The organism is Proteus sp. STS61-E, from assembly GCF_040932335.1.
GTDB classification, from domain to species: Bacteria; Pseudomonadota; Gammaproteobacteria; order Enterobacterales; family Enterobacteriaceae; genus Proteus; species Proteus mirabilis_B.
Window position 1 is genome coordinate 1 of the sequence record NZ_JBFQGE010000008.1, and the last position, 23070, is coordinate 23070.

The 23070-nt window shown below is 39.9% G+C and carries 18 protein-coding genes and 2 tRNA genes; 15 read left to right on the top strand and 5 right to left on the bottom strand.

Annotation, left to right across the window (positions count from 1 at the left end):
• Positions 1-32: 32 nt before the first annotated feature.
• Together AB4J89_RS16390 and AB4J89_RS16395 are read left to right on the top strand one after the other, a co-directional pair.
• A tRNA-Asp gene (locus AB4J89_RS16390) sits at positions 33-109 on the top strand.
• 7 nt (positions 110-116) lie between these two features.
• A tRNA-Trp gene (locus AB4J89_RS16395) sits at positions 117-192 on the top strand.
• 246 nt (positions 193-438) lie between these two features.
• Here AB4J89_RS16395 and hdfR read toward each other — a convergent pair.
• Positions 439-1260 (bottom strand): HTH-type transcriptional regulator HdfR, encoded by an 822-nt coding sequence (gene hdfR, locus AB4J89_RS16400; protein WP_311755557.1) that lies wholly within the window; start codon positions 1258-1260, stop codon positions 439-441.
• Positions 1261-1375: 115 nt separating this feature from the next.
• Between hdfR and AB4J89_RS16405 the strand changes: the two genes are divergently transcribed.
• Positions 1376-1714: a DUF413 domain-containing protein gene (locus AB4J89_RS16405; RefSeq protein ID WP_036939631.1), complete on the top strand. Its 339-nt coding sequence runs from the start codon at positions 1376-1378 to the stop codon at positions 1712-1714.
• Between the two features lie 46 nt (positions 1715-1760).
• On the opposite strand, the gene AB4J89_RS16410 is transcribed toward AB4J89_RS16405, so the two are convergent.
• Positions 1761-3293 (bottom strand): YifB family Mg chelatase-like AAA ATPase, encoded by a 1533-nt coding sequence (locus tag AB4J89_RS16410; protein WP_368469967.1) that lies wholly within the window; start codon positions 3291-3293, stop codon positions 1761-1763.
• 442 nt (positions 3294-3735) lie between these two features.
• Between AB4J89_RS16410 and ilvL the strand changes: the two genes are divergently transcribed.
• The 6 genes from ilvL to ilvA all read left to right on the top strand — a co-directional run bounded on the left by ilvL (position 3736) and on the right by ilvA (position 10326).
• Positions 3736-3837: an ilv operon leader peptide gene (gene ilvL, locus AB4J89_RS16415; RefSeq protein ID WP_071788577.1), complete on the top strand. Its 102-nt coding sequence runs from the start codon at positions 3736-3738 to the stop codon at positions 3835-3837.
• 130 nt (positions 3838-3967) lie between these two features.
• Positions 3968-5617, top strand: a complete 1650-nt coding sequence (gene ilvG, locus AB4J89_RS16420; protein WP_368469970.1) for an acetolactate synthase 2 catalytic subunit — start codon at positions 3968-3970, stop codon at positions 5615-5617.
• Positions 5614-5889, top strand: coding sequence for an acetolactate synthase 2 small subunit (gene ilvM / locus AB4J89_RS16425; RefSeq protein WP_023583660.1), 276 nt, complete (start codon positions 5614-5616; stop codon positions 5887-5889). The genes ilvG and ilvM overlap by 4 nt, the downstream gene beginning before the upstream one ends.
• A gap of 10 nt (positions 5890-5899) precedes the next feature.
• Positions 5900-6826 carry a branched-chain-amino-acid transaminase gene (gene ilvE, locus AB4J89_RS16430; protein WP_023583659.1) on the top strand — a complete coding sequence of 309 codons (927 nt, stop codon included), beginning with the start codon at positions 5900-5902 and terminating at the stop codon, positions 6824-6826.
• Between the two features lie 72 nt (positions 6827-6898).
• Complete coding sequence (gene ilvD, locus AB4J89_RS16435) at positions 6899-8749, top strand: dihydroxy-acid dehydratase (protein WP_088494045.1); 1851 nt, start codon at positions 6899-6901, stop codon at positions 8747-8749.
• Between the two features lie 2 nt (positions 8750-8751).
• A complete protein-coding gene (ilvA, locus tag AB4J89_RS16440) occupies positions 8752-10326 on the top strand; it encodes a threonine ammonia-lyase, biosynthetic (RefSeq protein ID WP_088494044.1) in 1575 nt (524 codons plus the stop codon).
• Here the strand turns inward: ilvA and ilvY are convergent.
• Positions 10312-11199 carry an HTH-type transcriptional activator IlvY gene (ilvY, locus tag AB4J89_RS16445; protein ID WP_075674047.1) on the bottom strand — a complete coding sequence of 296 codons (888 nt, stop codon included), beginning with the start codon at positions 11197-11199 and terminating at the stop codon, positions 10312-10314. The two genes, ilvA and ilvY, sit on opposite strands and share 15 nt — an antisense overlap.
• A gap of 170 nt (positions 11200-11369) precedes the next feature.
• Between ilvY and ilvC the strand changes: the two genes are divergently transcribed.
• Together ilvC and rep are read left to right on the top strand one after the other, a co-directional pair.
• Positions 11370-12845: a ketol-acid reductoisomerase gene (gene ilvC, locus AB4J89_RS16450; protein WP_311755560.1), complete on the top strand. Its 1476-nt coding sequence runs from the start codon at positions 11370-11372 to the stop codon at positions 12843-12845.
• Positions 12846-13205: 360 nt separating this feature from the next.
• On the top strand, positions 13206-15230 hold the full coding sequence (rep, locus tag AB4J89_RS16455) for a DNA helicase Rep (protein WP_088494042.1): 2025 nt from the start codon (positions 13206-13208) through the stop codon (positions 15228-15230).
• Positions 15231-15308: 78 nt separating this feature from the next.
• Here the strand turns inward: rep and gppA are convergent, their stop codons facing one another.
• Both gppA and rhlB read right to left on the bottom strand, forming a co-directional pair.
• Positions 15309-16817 carry a guanosine-5'-triphosphate,3'-diphosphate diphosphatase gene (gene gppA / locus AB4J89_RS16460; protein ID WP_270756056.1) on the bottom strand — a complete coding sequence of 503 codons (1509 nt, stop codon included), beginning with the start codon at positions 16815-16817 and terminating at the stop codon, positions 15309-15311.
• Between the two features lie 3 nt (positions 16818-16820).
• Positions 16821-18125 (bottom strand): ATP-dependent RNA helicase RhlB, encoded by a 1305-nt coding sequence (gene rhlB, locus AB4J89_RS16465; protein WP_088494040.1) that lies wholly within the window; start codon positions 18123-18125, stop codon positions 16821-16823.
• A gap of 119 nt (positions 18126-18244) precedes the next feature.
• On the opposite strand from rhlB, the gene trxA reads away from it, so the two are divergent.
• The 4 genes from trxA to wzzE all read left to right on the top strand — a co-directional run bounded on the left by trxA (position 18245) and on the right by wzzE (position 22977).
• On the top strand, positions 18245-18571 hold the full coding sequence (gene trxA / locus AB4J89_RS16470) for a thioredoxin TrxA (protein WP_006535838.1): 327 nt from the start codon (positions 18245-18247) through the stop codon (positions 18569-18571).
• Between the two features lie 566 nt (positions 18572-19137).
• Positions 19138-20397: a transcription termination factor Rho gene (rho, locus tag AB4J89_RS16475; protein WP_023583649.1), complete on the top strand. Its 1260-nt coding sequence runs from the start codon at positions 19138-19140 to the stop codon at positions 20395-20397.
• Between the two features lie 408 nt (positions 20398-20805).
• Positions 20806-21894 (top strand): UDP-N-acetylglucosamine--undecaprenyl-phosphate N-acetylglucosaminephosphotransferase, encoded by a 1089-nt coding sequence (wecA, locus tag AB4J89_RS16480; RefSeq protein ID WP_088494039.1) that lies wholly within the window; start codon positions 20806-20808, stop codon positions 21892-21894.
• 24 nt (positions 21895-21918) lie between these two features.
• Positions 21919-22977 carry an ECA polysaccharide chain length modulation protein gene (wzzE, locus tag AB4J89_RS16485; protein ID WP_102949429.1) on the top strand — a complete coding sequence of 353 codons (1059 nt, stop codon included), beginning with the start codon at positions 21919-21921 and terminating at the stop codon, positions 22975-22977.
• Positions 22978-23070: the final 93 nt, after the last annotated feature.

The window sequence follows — 23070 nt, forward strand, 5'->3', positions numbered from 1 at the left end:
GTTAAATAACATTAATTGCGCAAAGAATACGCGGAGCGGTAGTTCAGTTGGTTAGAATACCTGCCTGTCACGCAGGGGGTCGCGGGTTCGAGTCCCGTCCGTTCCGCCAACTATTTAGGGGCGTAGTTCAATTGGTAGAGCACCGGTCTCCAAAACCGGGTGTTGGGAGTTCGAGCCTCTCCGCCCCTGCCAGTTACCAATTAAGTAATAACAAAATTTATACTTCTTTGTAGCCCAGTTAATTAACTGGGCTTTTTGTTATTTGTATATTCTCAATATTTACTACTCTAAACACTCATCAATTAACCTACTAATACACTCTCTTTACCAATATTTATCGGTAATATTCCCTGTTATATATTATGAATTCTAGAGATAAAACTTAAATCCAAAAGTTCTTCGTTAATATTATGAATAACTATAGAGTGAATTTAAGTTTTATTGGTTGTTTATCGGCTGTTTTAATAACTGTTGTATCAATACTTGTTGATCACTCGTATTTAGCCAAACCGCGAATAAAGGTTTTTGAATAATTTCTGTTGTTGCAGGCGCAAGATCTGAATGGAGATCGAGCCAATGTGTAGGTAGAAATGCAACTGCTTGAGTTGTTTTCATTAACTGATAAGCAATCATTGCGGAGTTAGTGGTCAAAATAGGATCAATTTTTTGCGCTGCACCATTAGGAAGAAAAGGCTGAAAATCAGCGCTCCATTCAATTTTGATAAATTGTGCTATTTCTTCTATTTTATTTGATGCTATTTTCATCAGCTGGAAAGTAATATCACCAATAATTTTACTTTCTAATTCATCCATTTTCGGTGCTTCAGTCGTAAAAAGAAGATCAAGCTCTCTTGCATGAAGTTGTTTTACAAGAGATTGCCTTGTAGAGACTCTAGATTCGATTCTGAGCTCTTTTCTTTCTAGATAAGATTCCTGTAACCAAGATGTTAGATATGCTTCCCAGAGTGATGCTGTAGCGCCAATTGATAGCTCTGAATGTTGAGAAGCATGGCTAATCTCTTTTTTAGCGAGAAGCCATGTATTCATTAACGATTCAGCATAAGGAATAAGCCTCTCACCCGCGACAGTTAGACGAATATTATTACGATGGCGAGTAAACAGATTTGTACCTAATTGTGTTTCCAATTGCCGTATTCTAAAACTAACCGCAGACTGGGTTAAATAAAGAGATTCAGCGGCTCGTCCAAAGTGTCTAGTCTTACTGACTTCCAAAAAGGTTTTCAGTAATTCGGTATCCACATCTATCTCCAAAAAAATTTGTCGTTACGATTTAAATATTTTGTTTTACAGAACCGCATGACTATCTAATACTCCGCGCCATAAGTATGACGATAGAGAATTAGGAGTGTGTCAGATGGCAGAAAGTTTTATCACGACTAATCGTTTTTTTGACAATAAACATTATCCGCGTGGTTTTTCTCGTCATGGCGATTTCACTATCAAGGAATCCCAGATATTGGAACGTCATGGTCAAGCCTTTAATGAGCTTGATTTAGGCAAACGAGAGCCTACAACTGAAGCGGAAAAATTATTTGTTGCCATGTGTCGTGGCGAACGAGAAGCAGCAACGGTCGAAGAAAAAATTTGGAAAAAATATACTAGTCGTATAAGTCGTCCAAAACGTTTTCATACATTATCGGGTGGAAAGCCGCAGCTCGATCCATCTGATGACTATACCGACTCTGATGATTAATATCATTAGTTTTAGTTAAAAGGGGCGTATTTTCGCTCCTTTTTATTTACCCATCTAGTTGCTTTTGTAAATAGATCATTAACCTATCCATTGCACGAAAGCTTAATGCTTCAATTAAATGATTTCTTTGTATTTTCTCTTCGTTTGCAAGATCTGCAATAGTCCTCGATACCCTTAAAATCTTATGCCAAGCTCGTATTGATAATCCTAATTTATTTAGAGTGTCTTCAAGAAAAGTTGCATCACTAGTACTCAACGAGCAATAGCATTCAATCTCTTTTCCGGTTAAATAAGTATTCACTTTTCCACATCGTGCAAATTGCTTTTCTCTTGCCTTTAGAACACGTTCTCTAATTGCAGTACTACTTTCCGTGGTAAATGTAGGATGAATAAGCGCGCCTTGAGGAAGCAGTGGCATTTCGACAGATAAATCAAACCTATCTAAAAAAGGTCCAGAAACCTTGCTTAAATAGCGCAGGATCTGTTTTATTGGTACTCGATTGTGATTACCTTGATAGTGCCCTGTTGGGCTTGGATTTAATGCACCGACTAATAATACGTTGGCTGGGTAGCTTATTTTGGCTTTTGCTCGTGAAATAGTAATTTCTCTAGCATCTAGAGGTTCTCGTAATGCATCGAGTACACGTCGTTCGAATTCAGGCAGTTCATCTAAAAATAAAATACCGTGATGTGCTAATGTAATTTCTCCTGGCTTAGGAAGAGAACCTCCTCCCGTTAAAGCAACAGCAGAGGAAGTATGATGCGGGGCTCTAAATGGTCTTGTAGGCCATTTTCTTTCATCAAATGTCACTCCTCTTAAACTACTAATGATTAATACATCAAGTGCTTCTTTAGCAGTTAAAGGTGGAAGAAGTGTACTTATCCTTTGCGCCAACATTGTTTTACCTGTTCCTGGTGGCCCAAGAAATAAAATGTTGTGATTTCCTGCTGCTGTGATTTCTGCTGCCCTTTTTGCATTATTTTGACCAATTATATCGCTCATATCTTTATTATCTTGATTTTCAATTTCATCATTAATAATAAAACTTTCTGTTTCAATTAATGGCGTATTATTTTCTAGGTGGTGGCAAATTTCTAAAAGATGAGAGGCTAATAAAGCCGATTTGTTGGGTAATAATGAAGCTTCAGTTTGATGTTCTGTTGATACAATGCATATTCGATGATCTTTTGAAGCACTAAGAATTGATGGAATAACCGCATTAACGCGTTGTAATTTACCAGAAAGTGCAAGCTCTCCAATAAACTCATAACACTCTAATTTATTTGATGTTAATTGTTCAGATGCAATGAGTATTGCCAGCGCAATAGGTAAATCATAACGCGCACCTTCTTTGGGTAAATCGGCAGGTGATAGATTAATTGTTATTCTTTTTGCAGGATAAGTATATCCGCTATTAATGAGCGCACTTCTTACTCTGTCTTTTGCTTCTTTTACGACAGTCTCTGGTAATCCAACTAATGTTAATCCGGGTAATCCCTGACTAATATGAGCCTCAATAGTAATAAGCGGAGCTGATATTCCTAAAGAGGCACGTGTATATATTATTGCTAATGCCATTTTTTATTCTCCATTATTTTTCTCTTTTTAAATTATTTTTTCTTTTGTGTTAAATGGAGAGTTAAATAAATGCGAAGCATCTCGAAAATAACGTAACATGTTGAAATATAGTAATTAATTATAATGATAAATAATTTAATAAATTAATATAAATATAATAAAAAACCTGTTCTCTTTTTTACTTTAAATAATGACGTGTAATAGTAGAAAAAACAAAATAACGGGTTCTTTATTAGCATTAATAACTAAAAAATAAATATTTTATAGATAGATGTTCTGATGGTGATTTGTGGTATAAAAATATTCATTAAATTCATGTTGTTACGATTATTTTTAAAATAAACGTTGTCAATTCTAAAATATCATGATAACTCTAAAAGGACAGAGTGAAAGAAAACACAACACAACAAACATTTTAAATAAGAAAAGAAGTTATAAAACTATGAATACTATCGTCCTAGTGATTAGCCTAATTATTGTCAGCGTGGTGGTGATTATTAACCCACCGTGCGGGGCTGCACTAGGACGAAGAAAGGCTAACTAAACTAGCCGGATCTCTTAAAAACCCCCGCACCGAAAGGCGCGGGGGTTTTTTTTGAGCCTGAGTTTGAAAAAGAGATTAAATAGAAAATAAATTCAAATTAAACAAGAAGTTAAGGTGGCAGGGTGAGAGAATGAATGGAGCACAGTGGTTAGTACAGGCATTACGAAAACATCAAGTCGAAACAGTCTTTGGTTACCCTGGTGGTGCGATCATGCCTGTTTACGATGCCCTTTATGATGGCGGTGTTGAACATGTTTTATGTCGCCATGAACAAGGTGCTGCAATTGCTGCTATTGGTTTTGCTCGCTCTACAGGTACAACGGGTGTTTGTATCGCGACATCAGGCCCAGGCGCTACTAATGTTATCACTGGACTTGCTGATGCATTGTTAGATTCTGTGCCTGTTGTTGCTATCACAGGGCAAGTTGCCTCCGATTTGATTGGTACTGATGCATTCCAAGAAATTGATGTTTTAGGTCTTTCGTTAGCGTGTACAAAACATAGTTTTTTAGTTTCGACTGTTGATGAATTACCAAGAGTGTTATCAGAAGCATTTTCTATCGCATCTCAAGGTCGCCCTGGACCTGTTTTAATTGATATTCCTAAAGATGTTCAATTGGCTGATGCTTCCCATTTATCAAGTTATGAATTGCCAGAAGAGCAAGAGTTTCCTTACCCAACACAAGAGCTGGCTCAAGCTAAGCAGATGTTAGCGAAGGCACAAAAACCTATTTTGTATGTAGGTGGTGGTGTTGCCATGAGTAATGCTGTGGAAACGTTAAGAGAGTTTGTGACGCAAACAGAAATGCCCGTAGTCTCCACTTTAAAAGGATTAGGCTGTGCTGATGCATTAGATGCCAATTATTTAGGCATGTTAGGTATGCATGGTACTAAAGCGGCAAATTATGCTGTTCAGCGTAGTGATTTATTAATTGCTGTTGGCGCACGTTTTGATGATCGCGTAACGGGACGATTAAATACTTTTGCACCTAATGCCAAGGTTATCCATATCGATATCGACCATGCAGAATTAAATAAATTGAAACAGGCGCATGTTGCGTTATTGGGGGATGCGAAAGTGTTGTTACCAGCTTTATCTCAGCCATTATCTATCGCAGATTGGCAACAAGAGGTTCAAGAATTAAAAGCAGAACACGCGTGGCGTTATGATCATCCCGGCTCTGCAATTTATGCACCGTTATTATTAAAACAATTATCAGATGCAAAACCTGAAAATACTGTTGTGACAACAGATGTAGGTCAACATCAAATGTGGTCAGCACAACATATGACATTTGATGCACCTGAAAATTTTATTACTTCAAGTGGTTTAGGCACTATGGGATTTGGTATCCCTGCGGCAGTAGGCGCTCAGATTGCTAGACCTGATGCATGTGTTATCTGCGTATCAGGCGACGGCTCTTTTATGATGAATGTGCAGGAGTTGGGCACAATTAAACGTAAGCAATTACCTATCAAATTGGTGTTATTAGATAACCAACGTCTTGGTATGGTTCGCCAATGGCAAGAGCTGTTTTTTGAACAACGTTATAGCGAAACAATTTTAACAGACAATCCAGACTTTGTTGCCTTAGCTAAAGCTTTTGATATTCCAGGGCAACGCATCACAGAAAAAGCACAAGTTGCTGATGCAATAAAATGTTTATTAGAGAGCGATGGCCCTTATTTATTACAGGTATCTATCGATGACGCAGAAAATGTCTGGCCTTTAGTTCCGCCGGGCGCAAGTAATGATGAGATGATGGAGAAATCAAAATGAACCAACACAATATCACAATTGAAGCCCGTTTTTGTCCAGAGATCTTAGAACGTATCCTGAGAGTTATCCGTCATCGTGGTTTTCATATATGCTCAATGAATATGAATATCACAGAGAGCAACAATATTAATTTAAGTCTGACGGTGAGTAGTCAGCGACCATTAGAACTTCTGTGCAGCCAGTTAACAAAATTAGCTGATGTTGCAGGTATTCAAGTATCACATCAACAGAAAGAAAAATTACGGTTCATGAATGCACTAAGTGCCATGTAAGGATAAAAGAATGACAAAGCAAGCTGATTATATTTGGTTTAACGGTGAAATGGTTCCATGGGCTGAGGCAAAAGTTCATGTGATGTCTCACGCATTACATTATGGTACTTCCGTATTTGAAGGTGTGCGTTGTTACAATTCTCATAAAGGTCCTGTGGTATTTCGCCATCGTGAGCATATGCAACGTTTACATGACTCAGCCAAAATCTATCGTATGCCTGTTGAGCAAAGCGTTGATGAGTTAATGGAAGCATGTCGTGAAACCTTACGTAAAAACAAATTAGTCAGTGCTTATATTCGTCCATTAGTTTTTATTGGCGATGTCGGTATGGGAGTTAATCCGCCAGCAGGCTATAAAACGGATGTGATTATTGCTGCATTCCCGTGGGGAGCCTATCTCGGTGAAGAAGCTTTAGATAAAGGTATTGATGCAATGGTTTCCTCTTGGCACCGCGCGGCACCAAATACTATCCCAACCGCTGCTAAAGCTGGTGGTAACTATTTATCCTCATTATTAGTGGGAAGTGAAGCTCGTCGCCACGGTTACCAAGAAGGGATTGCATTAGATGTTCATGGCTATTTATCAGAAGGTGCGGGTGAAAACTTATTTGAAGTAAAAGATGGTGTTATTTTTACACCTCCATTTACTTCATCAGCCCTGCCAGGGATCACGCGTGATGCGATCATCAAATTAGCAAAAGATCTAGGTTATGAAGTGCGTGAACAAGTGCTTTCTCGTGAATCACTTTATCTTGCAGACGAAGTCTTTATGTCAGGCACTGCCGCAGAGATAACACCAGTACGTAGTGTTGATGGTATTCAAGTAGGTATCGGACGTTGTGGCCCAGTGACCAAAGCAATTCAAAAAGCCTTCTTTGGTCTGTTTACGGGTGAAACAGAAGATAAATACGGCTGGTTAGATCCAATCAATTCATAAACATAATCAAATAAATTTGTTTAGCGGGTAGATCGTTCCCTACTCGCTTTCTTTATCGCAGGAGTGTGAAAAATGCCTAAATACCGTTCAGCGACAACGACACACGGTCGTAATATGGCTGGAGCCCGTGCCTTATGGCGTGCAACAGGAATGACTGATGCTGATTTTGGTAAACCCATTATCGCAGTTGTGAACTCATTTACGCAATTTGTACCGGGTCATGTGCATCTGCGGGATTTAGGAAAACTCGTTGCTGAGCAAATTGAAGCCGCTGGTGGTGTCGCTAAAGAATTTAATACCATTGCGGTTGATGATGGTATCGCAATGGGACACGGTGGCATGCTTTACTCTTTGCCATCCCGTGAACTTATCGCAGACTCTGTTGAATATATGGTTAATGCGCACTGTGCTGATGCGATGGTGTGTATCTCAAACTGCGACAAGATCACCCCAGGGATGTTAATGGCGTCTTTACGTTTAAATATTCCGGTTATTTTTGTTTCTGGTGGCCCTATGGAAGCGGGAAAAACGAAGCTTTCAGACCAACTGATCAAATTAGATCTGGTTGATGCCATGATCCAAGGAGCGAATCCAAATGTCAGCGATGCTGATAGTGAGCAAATCGAACGCTCGGCTTGCCCAACATGCGGATCTTGTTCAGGTATGTTTACCGCAAACTCAATGAACTGTTTAACAGAAGCTCTGGGATTATCTCAACCGGGAAATGGCTCATTACTTGCAACACACGCAGATCGTGAAACGCTGTTTATCAACGCAGGTAAGCGCATTGTTGAATTAACCAAGCGCTATTATGAAAAAGATGATGAATCTGCATTACCGCGCAATATCGCTAAAAAAGAAGCCTTTGAAAATGCGATGATCTTAGACATTGCAATGGGTGGCTCGACAAATACAGTTCTGCATTTATTGGCTGCTGCGCAAGAAGGTGAGGTTGACTTCACAATGGAAGATATCGACAGGCTTTCTCGCCAAGTACCTCATTTATGTAAAGTGGCACCAAGTACACAAAAATATCATATGGAAGATGTTCACCGCGCAGGTGGGGTCATGGGTATTTTAGGTGAATTAGATAGAGCCGGCTTACTTAACCGTAATGTAGATAATATCTTAGGGCTAACTTTGCCAGAAACATTAGCGCAATATGACGTGATGTTAACGCAAGATGAGCAAGTAAAATCGATGTTCCAAGCAGGTCCTGCGGGTATTCGTACCACGAAAGCATTTTCTCAAAATTGCCGTTGGCCAACCTTAGATACCGATCGTGAAAACGGATGTATCCGCAGTAAAGAACATGCTTATAGCCAAGATGGTGGATTAGCGGTTTTATCCGGTAACTTAGCAGTAGATGGCTGTATTGTTAAAACAGCAGGCGTTGATGAAGACAACTTAATTTTTAGTGGTCCCGCAAAAGTATATGAAAGCCAAGATGATGCTGTTGAAGCTATCTTAGGTGGAAAGGTAGTGGCAGGCGATGTGGTTATTATTCGCTACGAAGGCCCTAAAGGTGGACCGGGTATGCAAGAGATGCTGTATCCAACCTCTTATTTAAAATCAATGGGATTAGGTAAAGCTTGCGCACTTATCACTGACGGACGTTTCTCTGGTGGAACATCAGGTTTATCTATCGGACATGTTTCACCTGAAGCAGCAAATGGTGGCGTCATTGGTTTAGTGGAAGAGGGCGATATCGTCTCTATCAATATTCCAACTCGTGAGATCTCATTAAAGGTAGATGATAAAACGTTATCTGCTCGCCGTGATGCACAAAATGCCCGTGGTGATAAAGCATGGACACCACAAAATAGACAGCGCCAAGTTTCGTTCGCCTTACGCGCTTACGCCTCTTTAGCCACTAGTGCCGATAAAGGTGCGGTGCGTGATAAATCTAAATTAGGGGGCTAAAAATGGCTGCCTTTAGACCTTTAAATTCAGCGCCAAGTAGTGCTGAATATTTAAAAGCGGCGCTGAGTGCGCCGGTTTATGAAGCCGCAATAGTCACCCCGCTCCAAGAGATGATAAAAATCTCTGAGCGTTTAGAAAATACAATTTTAGTTAAGCGTGAAGACAGACAGCCTGTTCATAGCTTTAAATTACGTGGTGCTTACACCATGATTGCAGGGCTGACTCCTGAGCAAAAAGAGAAAGGTGTTGTGACAGCTTCTGCGGGTAACCACGCTCAAGGTGTTGCACTATCAGCAAATCGAATGGGTGTAAAGGCATTAATCGTGATGCCAGTGGCAACGGCGGATATTAAAGTCGATGCTGTTCGCCAATTTGGTGGAGAAGCTTTGCTTTATGGTGCCAACTTTGATGAAGCAAAAGCGAAAGCTATCGCGCTGTCTGAAGAGATGGGATACACATTTGTTCCGCCTTTTGATCATCCTGCTGTCATTGCAGGGCAGGCAACGCTAGCAATGGAACTCTTACAACAAGATGTTCATCTTGACCGTATTTTCGTACCGGTTGGTGGTGGTGGTTTAATTGCTGGGGTGGCGGTATTAATCAAACAGCTTATGCCAGAAATTAAGGTTATCGGTGTTGAAGCAGAAGATGCCGCATGTTTAAAAGCCGCATTAGAGGCAGGACACCCTGTTGAATTAGCTCGAGTAGGCTTATTTGCAGAAGGTGTTGCCGTTAAGCGTATTGGTGATGAAACTTTTCGTTTATGCCAAAAATATGTTGATGATGTCATTACTGTTGATAGTGATGAAATTTGTGCCGCAGTAAAAGATTTATTTGAAGATGTGCGTGCAATTGCAGAGCCTTCAGGCGCGTTGGCATTGGCTGGGCTTAAAAAATACGTTGAAAAGCACCAGATCAAAGGTGAGCGTCTAGCGCATGTGCTTTCTGGCGCAAATGTGAATTTCCATGGACTACGTTATGTCTCTGAACGCTGTGAATTAGGCGAAAAACGCGAAGCATTACTTGCTGTGACGATCCCTGAACAAAAGGGTAGTTTTTTACGTTTCTGTCAGATCTTAGGTCAACGCGTTGTCACGGAATTTAATTATCGTTATAGCGATGCTGATCCTGAAAATGCACGTATTTTTGTTGGTGTTCGTTTAAGCCAAGGACTTGCAGAGCGCAAAGAAATTTTGCGTGAACTTACGACTGCTGGTTATCAAGTGGCTGATTTGTCTGATGATGAAATGGCAAAACTTCATGTGCGTTATATGGTCGGTGGTCGTCCTAATAAACCGCTTAAAGAGCGTTTATTTAGTTTTGAGTTTCCTGAATCACCGGGCGCTTTAATGAAGTTTTTAAAAACATTAGGGACTTATTGGAATATCACGTTATTCCACTATCGTAGTCATGGTACCGATTATGGGCGTGTGCTGGTGGCATTTGAACTACCCGAAACAGAAGGACGTTTCGAGCGGCATTTAGATGCATTAGGCTATGAATATCATGATGAGACAGGAAATCCTTCTTTTCAGCTATTCCTGTCACCACAAACGGCAAACTTAGTCGTGGAGTAATCGCCAAAAAGCACTGATCACAGGCTCTTGAAGGCGTTTGTGTAATCCACAAACGCCTAATTCGAAAGGTTCTACCATTGAAATATTATCCAATGAAGAGATGCGATTACGAACGGGCTCAGGGCAGTTATCAACGACAACTTGTGGGATAAGTGCAATACCACAACCTAACGCAACCATTGAGACAATCGCTTCATGCCCTGAAACAGTCGCATAAATTAAAGGATTATGGATACGGTGGCGTTTAAACCATAACGCAATTCGTTGTCGCGATGGGCCATGTTCAGGAATGATAAATGGAATATTGAGCCAATCAGGTTTCTCTTGTGTTGCAAGATGGCGAACATTACACGGTAGTGCGGGCGCAATCAGTACTAATGGAATTTCGCCTATTTTTTCAAAACAGATATTTTCAGGAAGCTTTTCAGGTTTTCCTGCAATACCTAAATCAGCTTCATCAGATTGCACTTTATCGACCGCATCAGCCGCATCTCCTGTGGTGAGCTTTATTTCAACTAATGGATTTTCTGCACGAAAGCGGTCAAGAATAGGTGGCAAATGGCTGTAAGCCGCTGTTACAGAACAAAACAGACGCAGTTCGCCGGAAAGGCTGGGGCTATTTTGATTTAACGTGTGCTTAAGTTGCTTATATTGCAATAAGGTTTGTTGAGCATAGCGTTTTAGCTGTTCGCCCGCATCGGTGAGAGTCACCTGTCGGTTATCACGTAAAAACAGGGGATGGCCTAAGCTTTCTTCAAGACGTTGAATTTGACGAGAGAGCGTAGAAGGGCTGACGTGCATCGCTTGTGCGGTCTTGGTGAAGTGACAACTTTCAGCTAAATGCAGGAAGAGCTTGAGATCACGAATATCCATTGTCAGCCACCTTAGGCGATAAAAAAGAACGTTGCATTTTTTGCAACACTATCTTGTAAATATATCAATTTAAGCAATGGCTTTCATCCCATATAGTAAAGTCATGCAACACCTCACGGAGAGTGAGGACAATAATAGCAAACACATACACAACGATTTTGGAGTCTTCTATGACAAATTATTTTAATACATTGAATCTGCGTCAGCAGTTGTCGCAATTAGGTAAATGTCGCTTTATGTCACGTGAAGAATTTGCTGATGAAGCAAATTACCTGAAAGGCAAAAAAGTCGTTATTGTTGGTTGTGGCGCTCAAGGTCTTAACCAAGGTTTAAATATGCGTGATTCAGGTTTGAATATCGCGTATGCCTTACGCCAAGAAGCAATTGATGAAAAACGTGCATCATGGCGTCGTGCAACCGAAAACGGTTTTGAGGTTGGAACTTATGAAGCGTTGATCCCTCAAGCAGATTTAGTTGTTAACTTAACGCCAGACAAACAACACTCCGCTGTTGTTCAAGCTGTTCAACCATTGATGAAATCAGGTGCAGCATTAGGTTACTCTCATGGTTTTAATATCGTTGAAGTTGGCGAAAAAATTCGTGATGACATCACCGTTGTTATGGTTGCACCAAAATGTCCGGGTACCGAAGTTCGTGAAGAATATAAGCGTGGTTTTGGTGTTCCAACACTGATTGCAGTTCACCCTGAAAATGATGCAAAAGGCGAAGGTATGGCCATTGCGAAAGCATGGGCTGCTGCAACAGGTGGTCATCGTGCGGGTGTTTTAGAGTCATCTTTCGTTGCTGAAGTAAAATCAGACTTAATGGGTGAGCAAACTATTCTGTGCGGTATGTTACAAGCTGGCTCGCTGTTATGTTACGACAAGATGGTTGCTGATGGTGTTGAGCCAGGTTATGCAGGTAAGTTGCTCCAATTTGGTTGGGAAACGATTACAGAAGCACTGAAACAAGGTGGCATCACCTTGATGATGGACAGATTATCTAACCCTGCAAAAATGCGTGCTTATGCATTATCAGAGCAACTGAAAGAGATCATGGCTCCACTGTTTGCAAAACACATGGACGATATCATTTCAGGTAAATTCTCTGAAACAATGATGGCTGATTGGGCAAATGATGATAAAAACTTGCTGACATGGCGTGAAGAGACCGGAGCAAGCGCATTTGAAAATTATCCTGAATATGAGGGTAAAATCAGTGAGCAAGAGTACTTTGATCACGGTGTGTTAATGGTTGCAATGGTTAAAGCTGGCGTTGAATTAGCTTTTGATACCATGATTGAAGCAGGGATCTTTGCAGAGTCAGCTTATTATGAATCACTGCATGAGCTGCCATTAATCGCGAATACCATTGCTCGTAAGCGTTTATATGAAATGAACGTAGTTATTTCTGATACCGCAGAATATGGTAACTATTTGTTCTCATTTGCTGTTGTTCCTATGCTGAAAGAGTTTATGACAACATTGCAAGCTGGCGATTTAGCGAAGAAAGTTCAAGATAATGGAACAGATAACGCACAATTACGTGATATCAATGAAGCAATTCGTCAGCACCCAATTGAAACCGTAGGTAAAACGTTGCGTGGGTATATGACGGATATGAAGAAGATTGCTGTTGCCAACTAATTTTTCGTCGCTCTTTACGCGATAAGTGCGTTGGCTATACTCGGTTACCCAAGCCACATACCGACTGATTTTTCGTCGCTCTTTACGCGATAAGTGCGTTGGCTACACTCGGTTACCCAAGTCACATACTTATGTATGCTCCTTGGGATAACCTCTTTTGCCGCCTTCTTCTCACGCAAATAGCTTAGAAAAATAAGTGAAAAGTGAAGATTGAATTTTTTCGAAAACCGTATTTCTAAATGGAGTGCGGTTTTTTTTTATAGTGTGAAAAAATTGAAAGAGGGAATACTCAAGACTTTGATCGCTTTCTGCTACAATTATCCCCCGTTATATTCTTGGTTAATGAAGTTTGGAAAAAGTATGCGATTAAATCCTGGTCAACAAAAAGCAGTGGAATATGTGTCAGGCCCTTGTTTGGTCTTGGCAGGTGCGGGATCGGGTAAAACTCGGGTTATTACCAATAAAATTGCACACCTTATTCGTCAATGCCAATATCCAGCAAAGCAAATTGCGGCAGTGACGTTTACCAATAAAGCCGCGCGTGAAATGAAAGAGCGTGTGGCTCAGACCTTAGGTCGCCAAGAAGCGAAAGGATTAATGATCTCAACGTTCCATACATTGGGATTAGAAATTATTAAACGCGAATATAAAGCGTTAGGAATTAAAGCTAAATTTTCACTGTTTGATGATCAAGACCAATCTGCATTACTTAAAGAATTAACGGCTGATTTATTAGAAGAAGATAAAGATTTACTTTCTCAGTTAAAGAGCCAAATCTCTAACTGGAAAAATGACATGCTTACGCCAGAGCAAGCAATAGGAATGGCGAGATCGCAACAAGATCATACGTTTGCCGAATGCTTTCGACGTTACGAGCAACATCTGCGTAGTTGTAATGTGCTCGACTTTGATGACTTAATTAGCCGACCAACCTTGTTATTGCGCACAAATGAAGAAGTCAGAGAGCGCTGGCAAAGACGTATTCGCTATTTGCTGGTGGATGAATATCAAGATACTAATACAAGCCAATATGAATTGGTCAAATGGCTGGTTGGTGAAAGAGCTCGTTTTACGGTTGTAGGCGATGATGACCAATCAATCTATTCATGGCGTGGTGCTCGCCCTCAAAATTTAGTGCTATTACAAAAAGATTTTCCACAACTTAATGTGATTAAGCTTGAGCAAAATTATCGCTCTTCTGGGCGTATTCTAAAATCAGCGAATATCTTGATTGAAAATAATCCCCATGTTTTTGAAAAACGGTTATTTTCAGAATTAGGTTATGGTGATGAACTGCGGGTTTTAACGGCTAATAATGAAGAGCATGAAGCAGAGCGCGTTGCTGGCGAATTAATTGCTCATCATTTTATTAATAAAACCAATTATAAGGATTACGCGATCCTTTATCGTGGTAATCATCAGTCTCGTATTTTTGAAAAATACTTGATGCAAAATCGCATTCCTTATCGTATTTCGGGTGAAACCTCTTTTTTCTCACGTGAAGAGATAAAAGATATTCTTGCCTATTTGCGAGTGATTACTAATCCTGATGATGATGCGGCATTTTTACGTATCGTGAATAAACCTCGTCGTGAAATCGGGCCTATGACAATTCAAAAATTAGGTGAGTGGGCAAAAGTTCGAGATAAAAGTTTATACAATGCTTGTTTTGATTTGGGATTAGGTCAAACCTTAACAGGTCGAGGCTTAAATTCATTACAAGCATTCTCTCAATGGATGTCACGTATAGTGCAAAAATCAGAACGAGAGCCACTGTTAGCTGTACGTGATTTATTGCATGAAATGGATTATGAAAGTTGGTTATATGAAACCTCAAGTAGCGCAAAAGCTGCTGAAATGAGAATGAAAAATATTAATCAGCTGTTTTTATGGATGAGTGAGATGCTTGAAGGTGATGAATTACATGAACCTATGACGCTTTCTCAAGTCGTTAACCGCTTTACCTTGCGCGATATGATGGAGCGAGGAGAGACAGAAGAAGAGTTAGATCAAGTTCAGTTAATGACATTACATGCCTCTAAAGGTCTTGAGTTTCCTCATGTATTTTTAGTAGGAATGGAAGAGGGCATATTGCCACACCAAAGTAGTATTGATGAAGATAATGTAGAAGAAGAAAGACGTCTTGCTTATGTGGGAATTACTCGAGCACAAAAAACACTTACTTTTACGTTATGTAAAGAAAGGCGTCAATATGGCGAATTAATCAAACCTGATCCAAGCCGTTTTCTTTATGAATTGCCTCAAGATGATTTAAATTGGGATACTAATAAAAAGAAAGTGTTAAGTGCCGAAGAAAAACAAGAGAAAGGGCAAAAAGGTGTTGCGGGATTAAGGGCTATGCTGGCAAGACACAAACCTGAATAATATAAGACTTGGTTAATAAAATTAACCCCTTGGCATATTGATGTTCAAGGGGTTTTTATTTTTGTATAAGTAAAAAAATTAACTTATACGCGAGCTATTTTGTTCTTCAATCATTAAAGACCAATGGACATAGCTCTGAAGTTGGATCTCTTCTTGGAGATTTTCAGCCCGCAATGGATGCTCATTAAGCCATTGATATGGCAGCGTAATAATGAGTTTCTCATCTTCAGTGCGTAATCGTAAAGCAGGGAGGGTATCATCACGGCGACGGCTAGCAAAAATGATGGCTAATCGCAGTAAACGCACCAGTCGATTGGCTTGAGTTATCGGTAGTGCATTTTGATGATTAAGGGGTGCAAGATCGATGATCCCTGTTTGGTTTTTTAGCAAAGAAGCCAATAAACGTCGTTGCGCAGGTGTATATCCCGGTAAATCAAGATGAGAGATCAGATAGCTTGCATGTGAAGGCGCTTGACGGAAATCGACACTTAGTCCAATTTCATGTAATGCGCTGGCGCTGTTAAGCAATTCACGGCACCGATTATCTAACTGCCAACTTTTGCTGACTTGAATAAAAAAGTGTTCTGCAAGTTGTTGAACTCTGTGTGCTTGCTCAATATCAATCTGAAACCGACGTTGGACATTACGAAGAGTACGTTGGCGGATATCTTGCTCAATAGGAAGATGCAACATTCCATAGACTAAGCCTTCTCGTAATGCACCACCTGCTAAGATCATATTATCGATATGCAGTGTTTCAAATATGGCGATTAAGATAGCAAGCCCACTTGGAAACACTAAGGCTCGTTCAAAAGTAAGCCCTTCAATTTCCAGCTCTTCTAGTTTCCCACACTCAATGGCTTTGTGTTTGAGTCGCTCAAGCTTAGGTAAGGTGATTAATTCATCCATACCTTGGGCAATCATGATCTCTTGTAACGCTTGTACAGTACCAGAGGCACCTACACACACTTGCCAGCCTTGCTCAATTAATTTATCTGCCACTGGGGCGAGTATTGCTTTGGCTGCGTCTTGTGCTTTAGCAAAATTTTCTTGAGTTAAAGAGCGGTCAGTAAAATAGCGCTCTAACCAAGTTACACAGCCCATACTTAAGCTCATTAATTGCGTCGTTTTAGCGCCAGTACCTGTAACCAGTTCTGTGCTACCACCACCAATATCGACGACTAAACGTTGCTCTGCACCACCAGTGGTATGTGCAACGCCACGATAGATAAGGCGTGCTTCTTCCTCACCACTAATAACATGAACAGTATTGCCCAATATTTCAGACGCTTTTGCGACAAAAATATCTGCATTTTTAGCAATACGTAATGTGGCTGTTGCTACGACTCTGATTTGTTCAGCCGGAATATCACGTAGATATTCAGAAAAAAGTCGTAAACATTGCCAACCGCGTTCCATTGCCTGCTCTGACAATTCATTTTCACTGTTTAGGCCAGCAGCGAGTCGAACTTTACGTTTCACGCGGGAAAGGACTTGTATAGAGCCCGCGATTTCTCGAACGACTAACATATGAAAACTGTTAGAACCTAAATCAATAGCAGCATAAAGTGATGAGGATTTCAGCATAATTTATGGATGACTCGGGCGTTTATTTCGGTTGTTACGTTGAGTATTATTTCCTCTATTATTTCGCGCCGGCGCATTGTTGCGACGAGGCTGACCTTGGCGAGGACGGTGACGGCGTTTAGGCTCAGGAAGATCAGCTAATAACGCATCACTATTATATTTACTCACAGGAATAGCATGTTGAATATAGGTTTCAATTGCAGGTAAATTCAGTGCATATTCTTCACATGCAAGGCTGATTGAGTTACCACTATTTCCAGCGCGTCCTGTTCTACCAATACGGTGAACATAATCTTCACAATCATCAGGTAAATCATAGTTAAAAACATGTGTCACTGATGGAATATGAAGACCTCTAGCGGCAACGTCAGTAGCAACCAGAATATCAATATTACCTTGGGTAAAATCTTCTAAAATGCGTAGGCGTTTTTTCTGAGGAACATCACCGGTTAATAAACCAACGCGGTGTCCATCTGCAGCAAGGTGCGCCCAAATGTCGTCACAACGATGTTTTGTATTGGCGAAAATGATACAGCGATCTGGCCATTCTTCTTCAATTAATGTTTGAAGAAGACGCATTTTTTCTTCATTTGAAGGATAAAAGAGTTCTTCTTTTATGCTAAAACCTGTTTTTTGCTCAGGTTCTACTTCAACATACTCAGGGTTATTCATTTGCTCAAAAGCCAGTTCTCTTACGCGGTAAGAAAGCGTTGCAGAGAACAGCATATTCATACGCTCAGCCGCAATTGGCATACGACGGAAAATCCAACGAATATCTTTAATAAAGCCGAGATCGTACATTCTGTCAGCTTCATCAAGTACCACTACTTGGATTGCGCTAAGGTTAATATGACCTTGCTTAACATAGTCAATTAAACGACCTGTTGTGCCAATAACGATATCGACACCATTGCTTAATACTTTGAGTTGTTCGTCATAGCCGTCGCCACCGTAGGCGAGACCCATTTTAATCCCTGTGTTTTGCGCAAGCTCTTTAGCATCAGAATAAATCTGTACGGCTAATTCGCGTGTTGGCGCCATAATAAGTGCACGAGGTTGATTAGTTTCATGCCCTTCTTTAGCAGGGTGCGTTAAAAGATAATGAAACGTTGAAGTTAAAAACGCCAACGTTTTGCCTGTTCCTGTTTGGGCTTGCCCGGCAATGTCTTGACCTTTCACAGTGATAGGTAACGTCAATGCCTGAATTTGTGTACAATTAGAGAACCCTTTTTTCTCAAGGGCTTCTATCACTTTTGGATGCAAGGCGAAGTCGGAAAACTTCTTTTCTGTCAAATATGTTTTGCTCATAATGTAATAGAATATCAGTTATGGGTTGCATTACAAAAGTTTATCCGCTGAAATGCAGACAGACTTTTGTTATTTAATGTTACACTGGTACGGTCAATATTATTCTTTGGAGTAGAACAATGAGCGATAAAATCCTTCACTTATCTGACAGCAAATTCGATGCTGATGTATTAAATGCAACCGGCCCTGTGCTCGTTGATTTCTGGGCTGAATGGTGTGGCCCATGTAAAATGATTGCTCCTATTCTAGATGAAGTTGCAACAGAATACGCTGGTAAATTAACAGTTGCGAAGCTAAACATCGATCAAAACCCGCTGACAGCACCAAAATACGGTATTCGCGGCATTCCTACACTGATTTTATTCAAAAACGGTGCAGTTGCTGCAACTAAAGTAGGTGCATTGTCAAAAACTCAACTGAAAGAGTTTTTAGACGAAAATATCTAATTTGATTTAGATATCAAAAATAAAGTAGGACGTTTAGACCTTGTCAGTATTTCTGTTATTGACCGCTAGACGTCCGCTTCGAAGCATGATAAGTTAGCGCCACTTACTTACATAATATATCGGTTCTACTTGTCAATATGATTAGACACGATTAAATAAGTCTGAGATATTGAATATCAAGCGTACAAAGTAATAGAATTGAATAACATGATATGATATTTAATCTAATATGATATTTAATATAAGTAATCTGAATTCATCTAACCAGTCAAGTTGCCTTAGAATAATCTATAGTATTCAAAGGATATAAATTTTTCCAAAATATGTTCCTAACCCATAAGTTGAAAGTACACTCATGCATCGCGAAAATGAATGTCACTTCCCTGGGATAAAGCAGACTGGTCTAATAGTATTAACACTCTCTAACATTATCATTTTAGTTATACCCTTATGTTAGAAAGTTATAATCTGTAATTTTACACATGACGAAACTGACAGCGATTCGCTGTTATACTATTCACGTTCATAGTTCGAGAGTTACCCCGAGTTATTAAGAACCCACCATTATGAATCTTACCGAATTAAAAAATACGCCGGTATCAGAACTGATAGCACTTGGCGAAAATATGGGGCTAGAGAATCTGGCTCGAATGAGAAAGCAAGATATTATTTTCTCTATCTTGAAGCAACACGCGAAAAGTGGAGAAGATATTTTCGGTGACGGTGTGCTGGAAATATTGCAGGATGGCTTCGGCTTCCTACGTTCCGCAGACAGTTCCTACCTTGCTGGTCCCGATGATATCTACGTTTCTCCAAGTCAAATTCGCCGTTTTAACCTTCGCACTGGTGACACCATCGCAGGGAAAATTCGTCCTCCTAAAGAAGGTGAACGTTATTTTGCTCTCCTAAAAGTTAATGAAGTTAACTTTGATAAACCAGAAAATGCTCGCAGTAAAATCCTCTTTGAAAACTTAACACCTTTACATGCTAATAATCGTTTACGCATGGAACGTGGTAATGGTTCAACAGAAGACTTAACCGCGCGTGTTCTTGACTTAGCGGCACCAATTGGCCGTGGTCAACGTGGTCTTATCGTTGCTCCACCAAAAGCAGGTAAAACCATGTTGCTGCAAAACATTGCAGCAAATATTGCTCATAACTATCCAGATTGCGTATTAATGGTACTTCTGATTGATGAACGTCCAGAAGAAGTGACAGAAATGCAACGCTTAGTAAAAGGTGAAGTTATTGCTTCAACCTTTGATGAACCAGCTTCTCGTCACGTACAAGTTGCAGAAATGGTGATTGAAAAAGCGAAGCGTTTAGTTGAGCATAAAAAAGACGTTATCATCCTGTTAGACTCCATCACACGTTTAGCGCGTGCTTATAACACCGTTGTTCCTTCATCAGGTAAAGTGTTAACAGGTGGTGTGGATGCAAACGCATTACATCGTCCTAAACGTTTCTTTGGTGCGGCTCGTAATGTTGAAGAAGGTGGTAGCTTGACTATCATTGCAACAGCATTAGTCGATACGGGTTCTAAGATGGACGAAGTTATCTACGAAGAATTTAAGGGTACAGGTAATATGGAATTACACCTGTCTCGTAAAATTGCTGAAAAACGTGTTTTCCCTGCGATTGATTACAATCGTTCTGGTACACGTAAAGAAGAGTTACTGACGTCTCAAGATGAGCTACAAAAAATGTGGATCTTGCGTAAAATTATTCATCCAATGGGTGAAATTGACGCAATGGAATTCCTCATTAATAAGTTAGCAATGACTAAGACAAATGAAGAATTCTTCGACTTTATGAAACGTTCATAAAGTGTATTAACAAAGTGATTGAGCTGAGAATAGGATTAAAATATTAAAATAGTGTGCTCTGTTACAGAATAAGTAATATCACCTCAATTTATATGCTGTTAAGCTCGTTTACTTTGTAAGAATGACGATATGATGAAAACGCCACAATAGTTGTGGCGTTTTTTGTTTTTTTTATGGGTGTAATTTAATTTTAGATTGCAATATTTTAGCGAGATGTTGGTATATATATTGCATGTTTTAGTAATTGATAAAAATAGCGATGGCATCAATAAAAATAGTTAAGGAAAACTTATAATTGATGAAGGGTGGTGGGTTTTGAATAAACTCGTCGTGGTGAAGCTGGAAAAAAGAATAAAAACACATGGAAGCGTAAAATAACCAGCTATATTTATTATAGAGAACAGTACTGTGGATATACTAAAAATGAGCACAAGCGTTTTTTATGTGTTCTTATTTTCTTTCGCATTTTTATTCTTGGCTCGTAAAATTGCAAAGAAAATTGGACTCGTGGATAAACCGAATTATCGTAAGAAACATCATGGATTGATCCCTTTAGTTGGGGGAATATCAGTCTATTTTGGTATTGTTTTCGCATTTTATATTTCAGATATTTATATTCCTCATAAGGAATTGTATCTGGCATGTGCGGGGCTTCTTGTTTTTATCGGCGCATTAGATGATCGCTTCGATATTAGTGTCAAAATTAGAGCAACAATCCAAGCTTTTGTTGGGATCGTGATGATGGTGGGGGCGGGGTTAAAACTCGATACTCTGGGTCATGCTTTTGGTCCTTGGGAAATGCATTTAGGGCCTTTCGGCTATATTGTTACACTTTTCGCTGTTTGGGCAGCAATCAATGCCTTTAATATGGTTGATGGTATTGATGGGTTATTAGGTGGTCTTTCTTGTGTCTCTTTTGGCGCGCTTGGTATTTTATTATATCAAAGTGGTAATTCAGCTCTCGCATTCTGGTGCTTCTCATTTATCGCGGCAATTTTACCTTATATCCTTCTAAATTTAGGGGTCTGCGGTAAAAAATTCAAAGTCTTTATGGGAGATGCAGGAAGTACACTGATTGGATTTACTATTATTTGGCTATTGGTCGCATCAACACAAACTCAGCCTCGTCCTGTTAAAGCAGTAACTGCATTATGGATAATTGCTATTCCTCTTATGGATATGGTGGCAATTATGTACCGTCGTTTACGTAAAGGGATGAGCCCTTTCTCTCCAGACCGTCAACATATTCACCATTTGATCATGCGTGCAGGTTTTACTTCTCGCCAAGCCTTTATTTTAATTACTGCGGCCGCAGCGTTATTAGCAGCGATTGGTATTATCGGTCAAAACCTATCATTTGTCCCTGAATGGTTTATGTTGGCATTATTCTTGCTTGCATTTGTTATGTATGGTTATTGCATTAAACGCGCGTGGCGAGTCGCTCGTTTTATTAAACGACATAAGCGTCGCTTACGTAGAGCAACACAACAGCATTAATATAAGCAGAGGTTTTTTAACGTGATGAACTCGGAAAATAACGCCTCCCGACAGGGTGAACAGCCAGATAATGAACTCGACATTCGAGGTCTTTTTTGTGCACTTTGGTCAGGCAAAAGCTGGATTATAGGGTTCGCTCTGCTTTTTGCAGTGATTGCACTCGGTGCATCTTATTTGATGCAGCCTAAATGGAGTGCAATCGCAATGACAGAGAAACCAACGATTAATAACTTAGGCAGTTATTATTCGCAATCTCAGTTCTTGCGCAATCTTGATACACAGATTAATCCAGCAGCACAAACCTCAGCTTTAACTATTTCAGATGAAGCTTATCAAGAGTTTATTACTCAAATCGCAGCGTTTGATACACGTCGTGAGTTTTGGTTGCAAACGGATTATTTCAAGCAGCGCAAAGAGAGTGATGAACAGGCTAATGCTGCGTTATTGGATGAGTTAATTAACAATATTCAATTTACGCCTGCTGATGAGAAAAAATTAGTTAATGATCAACTGAAACTCATCGCGGAAACATCAAAAGAAGCGAGCCAATTATTAAATGAGTATATTGCTTTTGCTAATAAAAGAGCATCTACCCATCTTAATGATGAAGTGATAACAGCTTGGGCAACTAGAACTCAATCAATGAAAGCGCTAGTTAAACGTCAAGAAATGGCGGCTCAATCTGCGTATCAACGTCAAATTAACTTATTAGAGCAATCAATCAAAGTGGCTGAGAAACAAGGTATTTCTCAAAAACAAACATCGATTGCGATTGATGAGTTACCAGATTCTAAACTGTTTCTGTTAGGTGTTCCTCTGTTGCAATCACAGCTAGAAACTTTAGTCGCAACAGGTGCTGATTTTGATAGTGATTACGATCAAAATACGGCAATGTTAGCGACCCTTGCTGTGGGCGCAAAATTACAAGATAACTTCCAAACTTACCGCTTTCTACGTACCCCTGAAGATCCTGTGAAACGTGATAGTCCTCGCCGTGCCTTTATGATGGTACTTTGGGGCGCTATTGGTGTTTTAGCGGGTGCAGGTGTTGCATTAGTAAGACGCAGTTCATTAAAAAAATAATAATAATTAAATTTTGTCATTGATGACAATAACGAGACATCAGGTGTTTCGGCACCTGATGTACTGAGTATAAGGGCATATTGCTTTCCCAAA

Excerpts from the sequence above, each read along its gene's own strand:
- rho (WP_023583649.1), top strand. The coding sequence starts at position 19,138 with ATGAATCTTACCGAATTAAAAAATACGCCGGTATCAGAACTGATAGCA.
- ilvM (WP_023583660.1), top strand. The coding sequence starts at position 5,614 with ATGAACCAACACAATATCACAATTGAAGCCCGTTTTTGTCCAGAGATC.
- gppA (WP_270756056.1), bottom strand. The coding sequence starts at position 16,817 with ATGCTGAAATCCTCATCACTTTATGCTGCTATTGATTTAGGTTCTAAC.
- ilvD (WP_088494045.1), top strand. The coding sequence starts at position 6,899 with ATGCCTAAATACCGTTCAGCGACAACGACACACGGTCGTAATATGGCT.
- AB4J89_RS16405 (WP_036939631.1), top strand. The coding sequence starts at position 1,376 with ATGGCAGAAAGTTTTATCACGACTAATCGTTTTTTTGACAATAAACAT.
- ilvA (WP_088494044.1), top strand. The coding sequence starts at position 8,752 with ATGGCTGCCTTTAGACCTTTAAATTCAGCGCCAAGTAGTGCTGAATAT.
- wzzE (WP_102949429.1), top strand. The coding sequence starts at position 21,919 with ATGAACTCGGAAAATAACGCCTCCCGACAGGGTGAACAGCCAGATAAT.
- trxA (WP_006535838.1), top strand. The coding sequence starts at position 18,245 with ATGAGCGATAAAATCCTTCACTTATCTGACAGCAAATTCGATGCTGAT.
- rep (WP_088494042.1), top strand. The coding sequence starts at position 13,206 with ATGCGATTAAATCCTGGTCAACAAAAAGCAGTGGAATATGTGTCAGGC.
- AB4J89_RS16410 (WP_368469967.1), bottom strand. The coding sequence starts at position 3,293 with ATGGCATTAGCAATAATATATACACGTGCCTCTTTAGGAATATCAGCT.
- ilvG (WP_368469970.1), top strand. The coding sequence starts at position 3,968 with ATGAATGGAGCACAGTGGTTAGTACAGGCATTACGAAAACATCAAGTC.
- ilvC (WP_311755560.1), top strand. The coding sequence starts at position 11,370 with ATGACAAATTATTTTAATACATTGAATCTGCGTCAGCAGTTGTCGCAA.
- ilvL (WP_071788577.1), top strand. The coding sequence starts at position 3,736 with ATGAATACTATCGTCCTAGTGATTAGCCTAATTATTGTCAGCGTGGTG.
- ilvY (WP_075674047.1), bottom strand. The coding sequence starts at position 11,199 with ATGGATATTCGTGATCTCAAGCTCTTCCTGCATTTAGCTGAAAGTTGT.
- rhlB (WP_088494040.1), bottom strand. The coding sequence starts at position 18,125 with ATGAGCAAAACATATTTGACAGAAAAGAAGTTTTCCGACTTCGCCTTG.
- ilvE (WP_023583659.1), top strand. The coding sequence starts at position 5,900 with ATGACAAAGCAAGCTGATTATATTTGGTTTAACGGTGAAATGGTTCCA.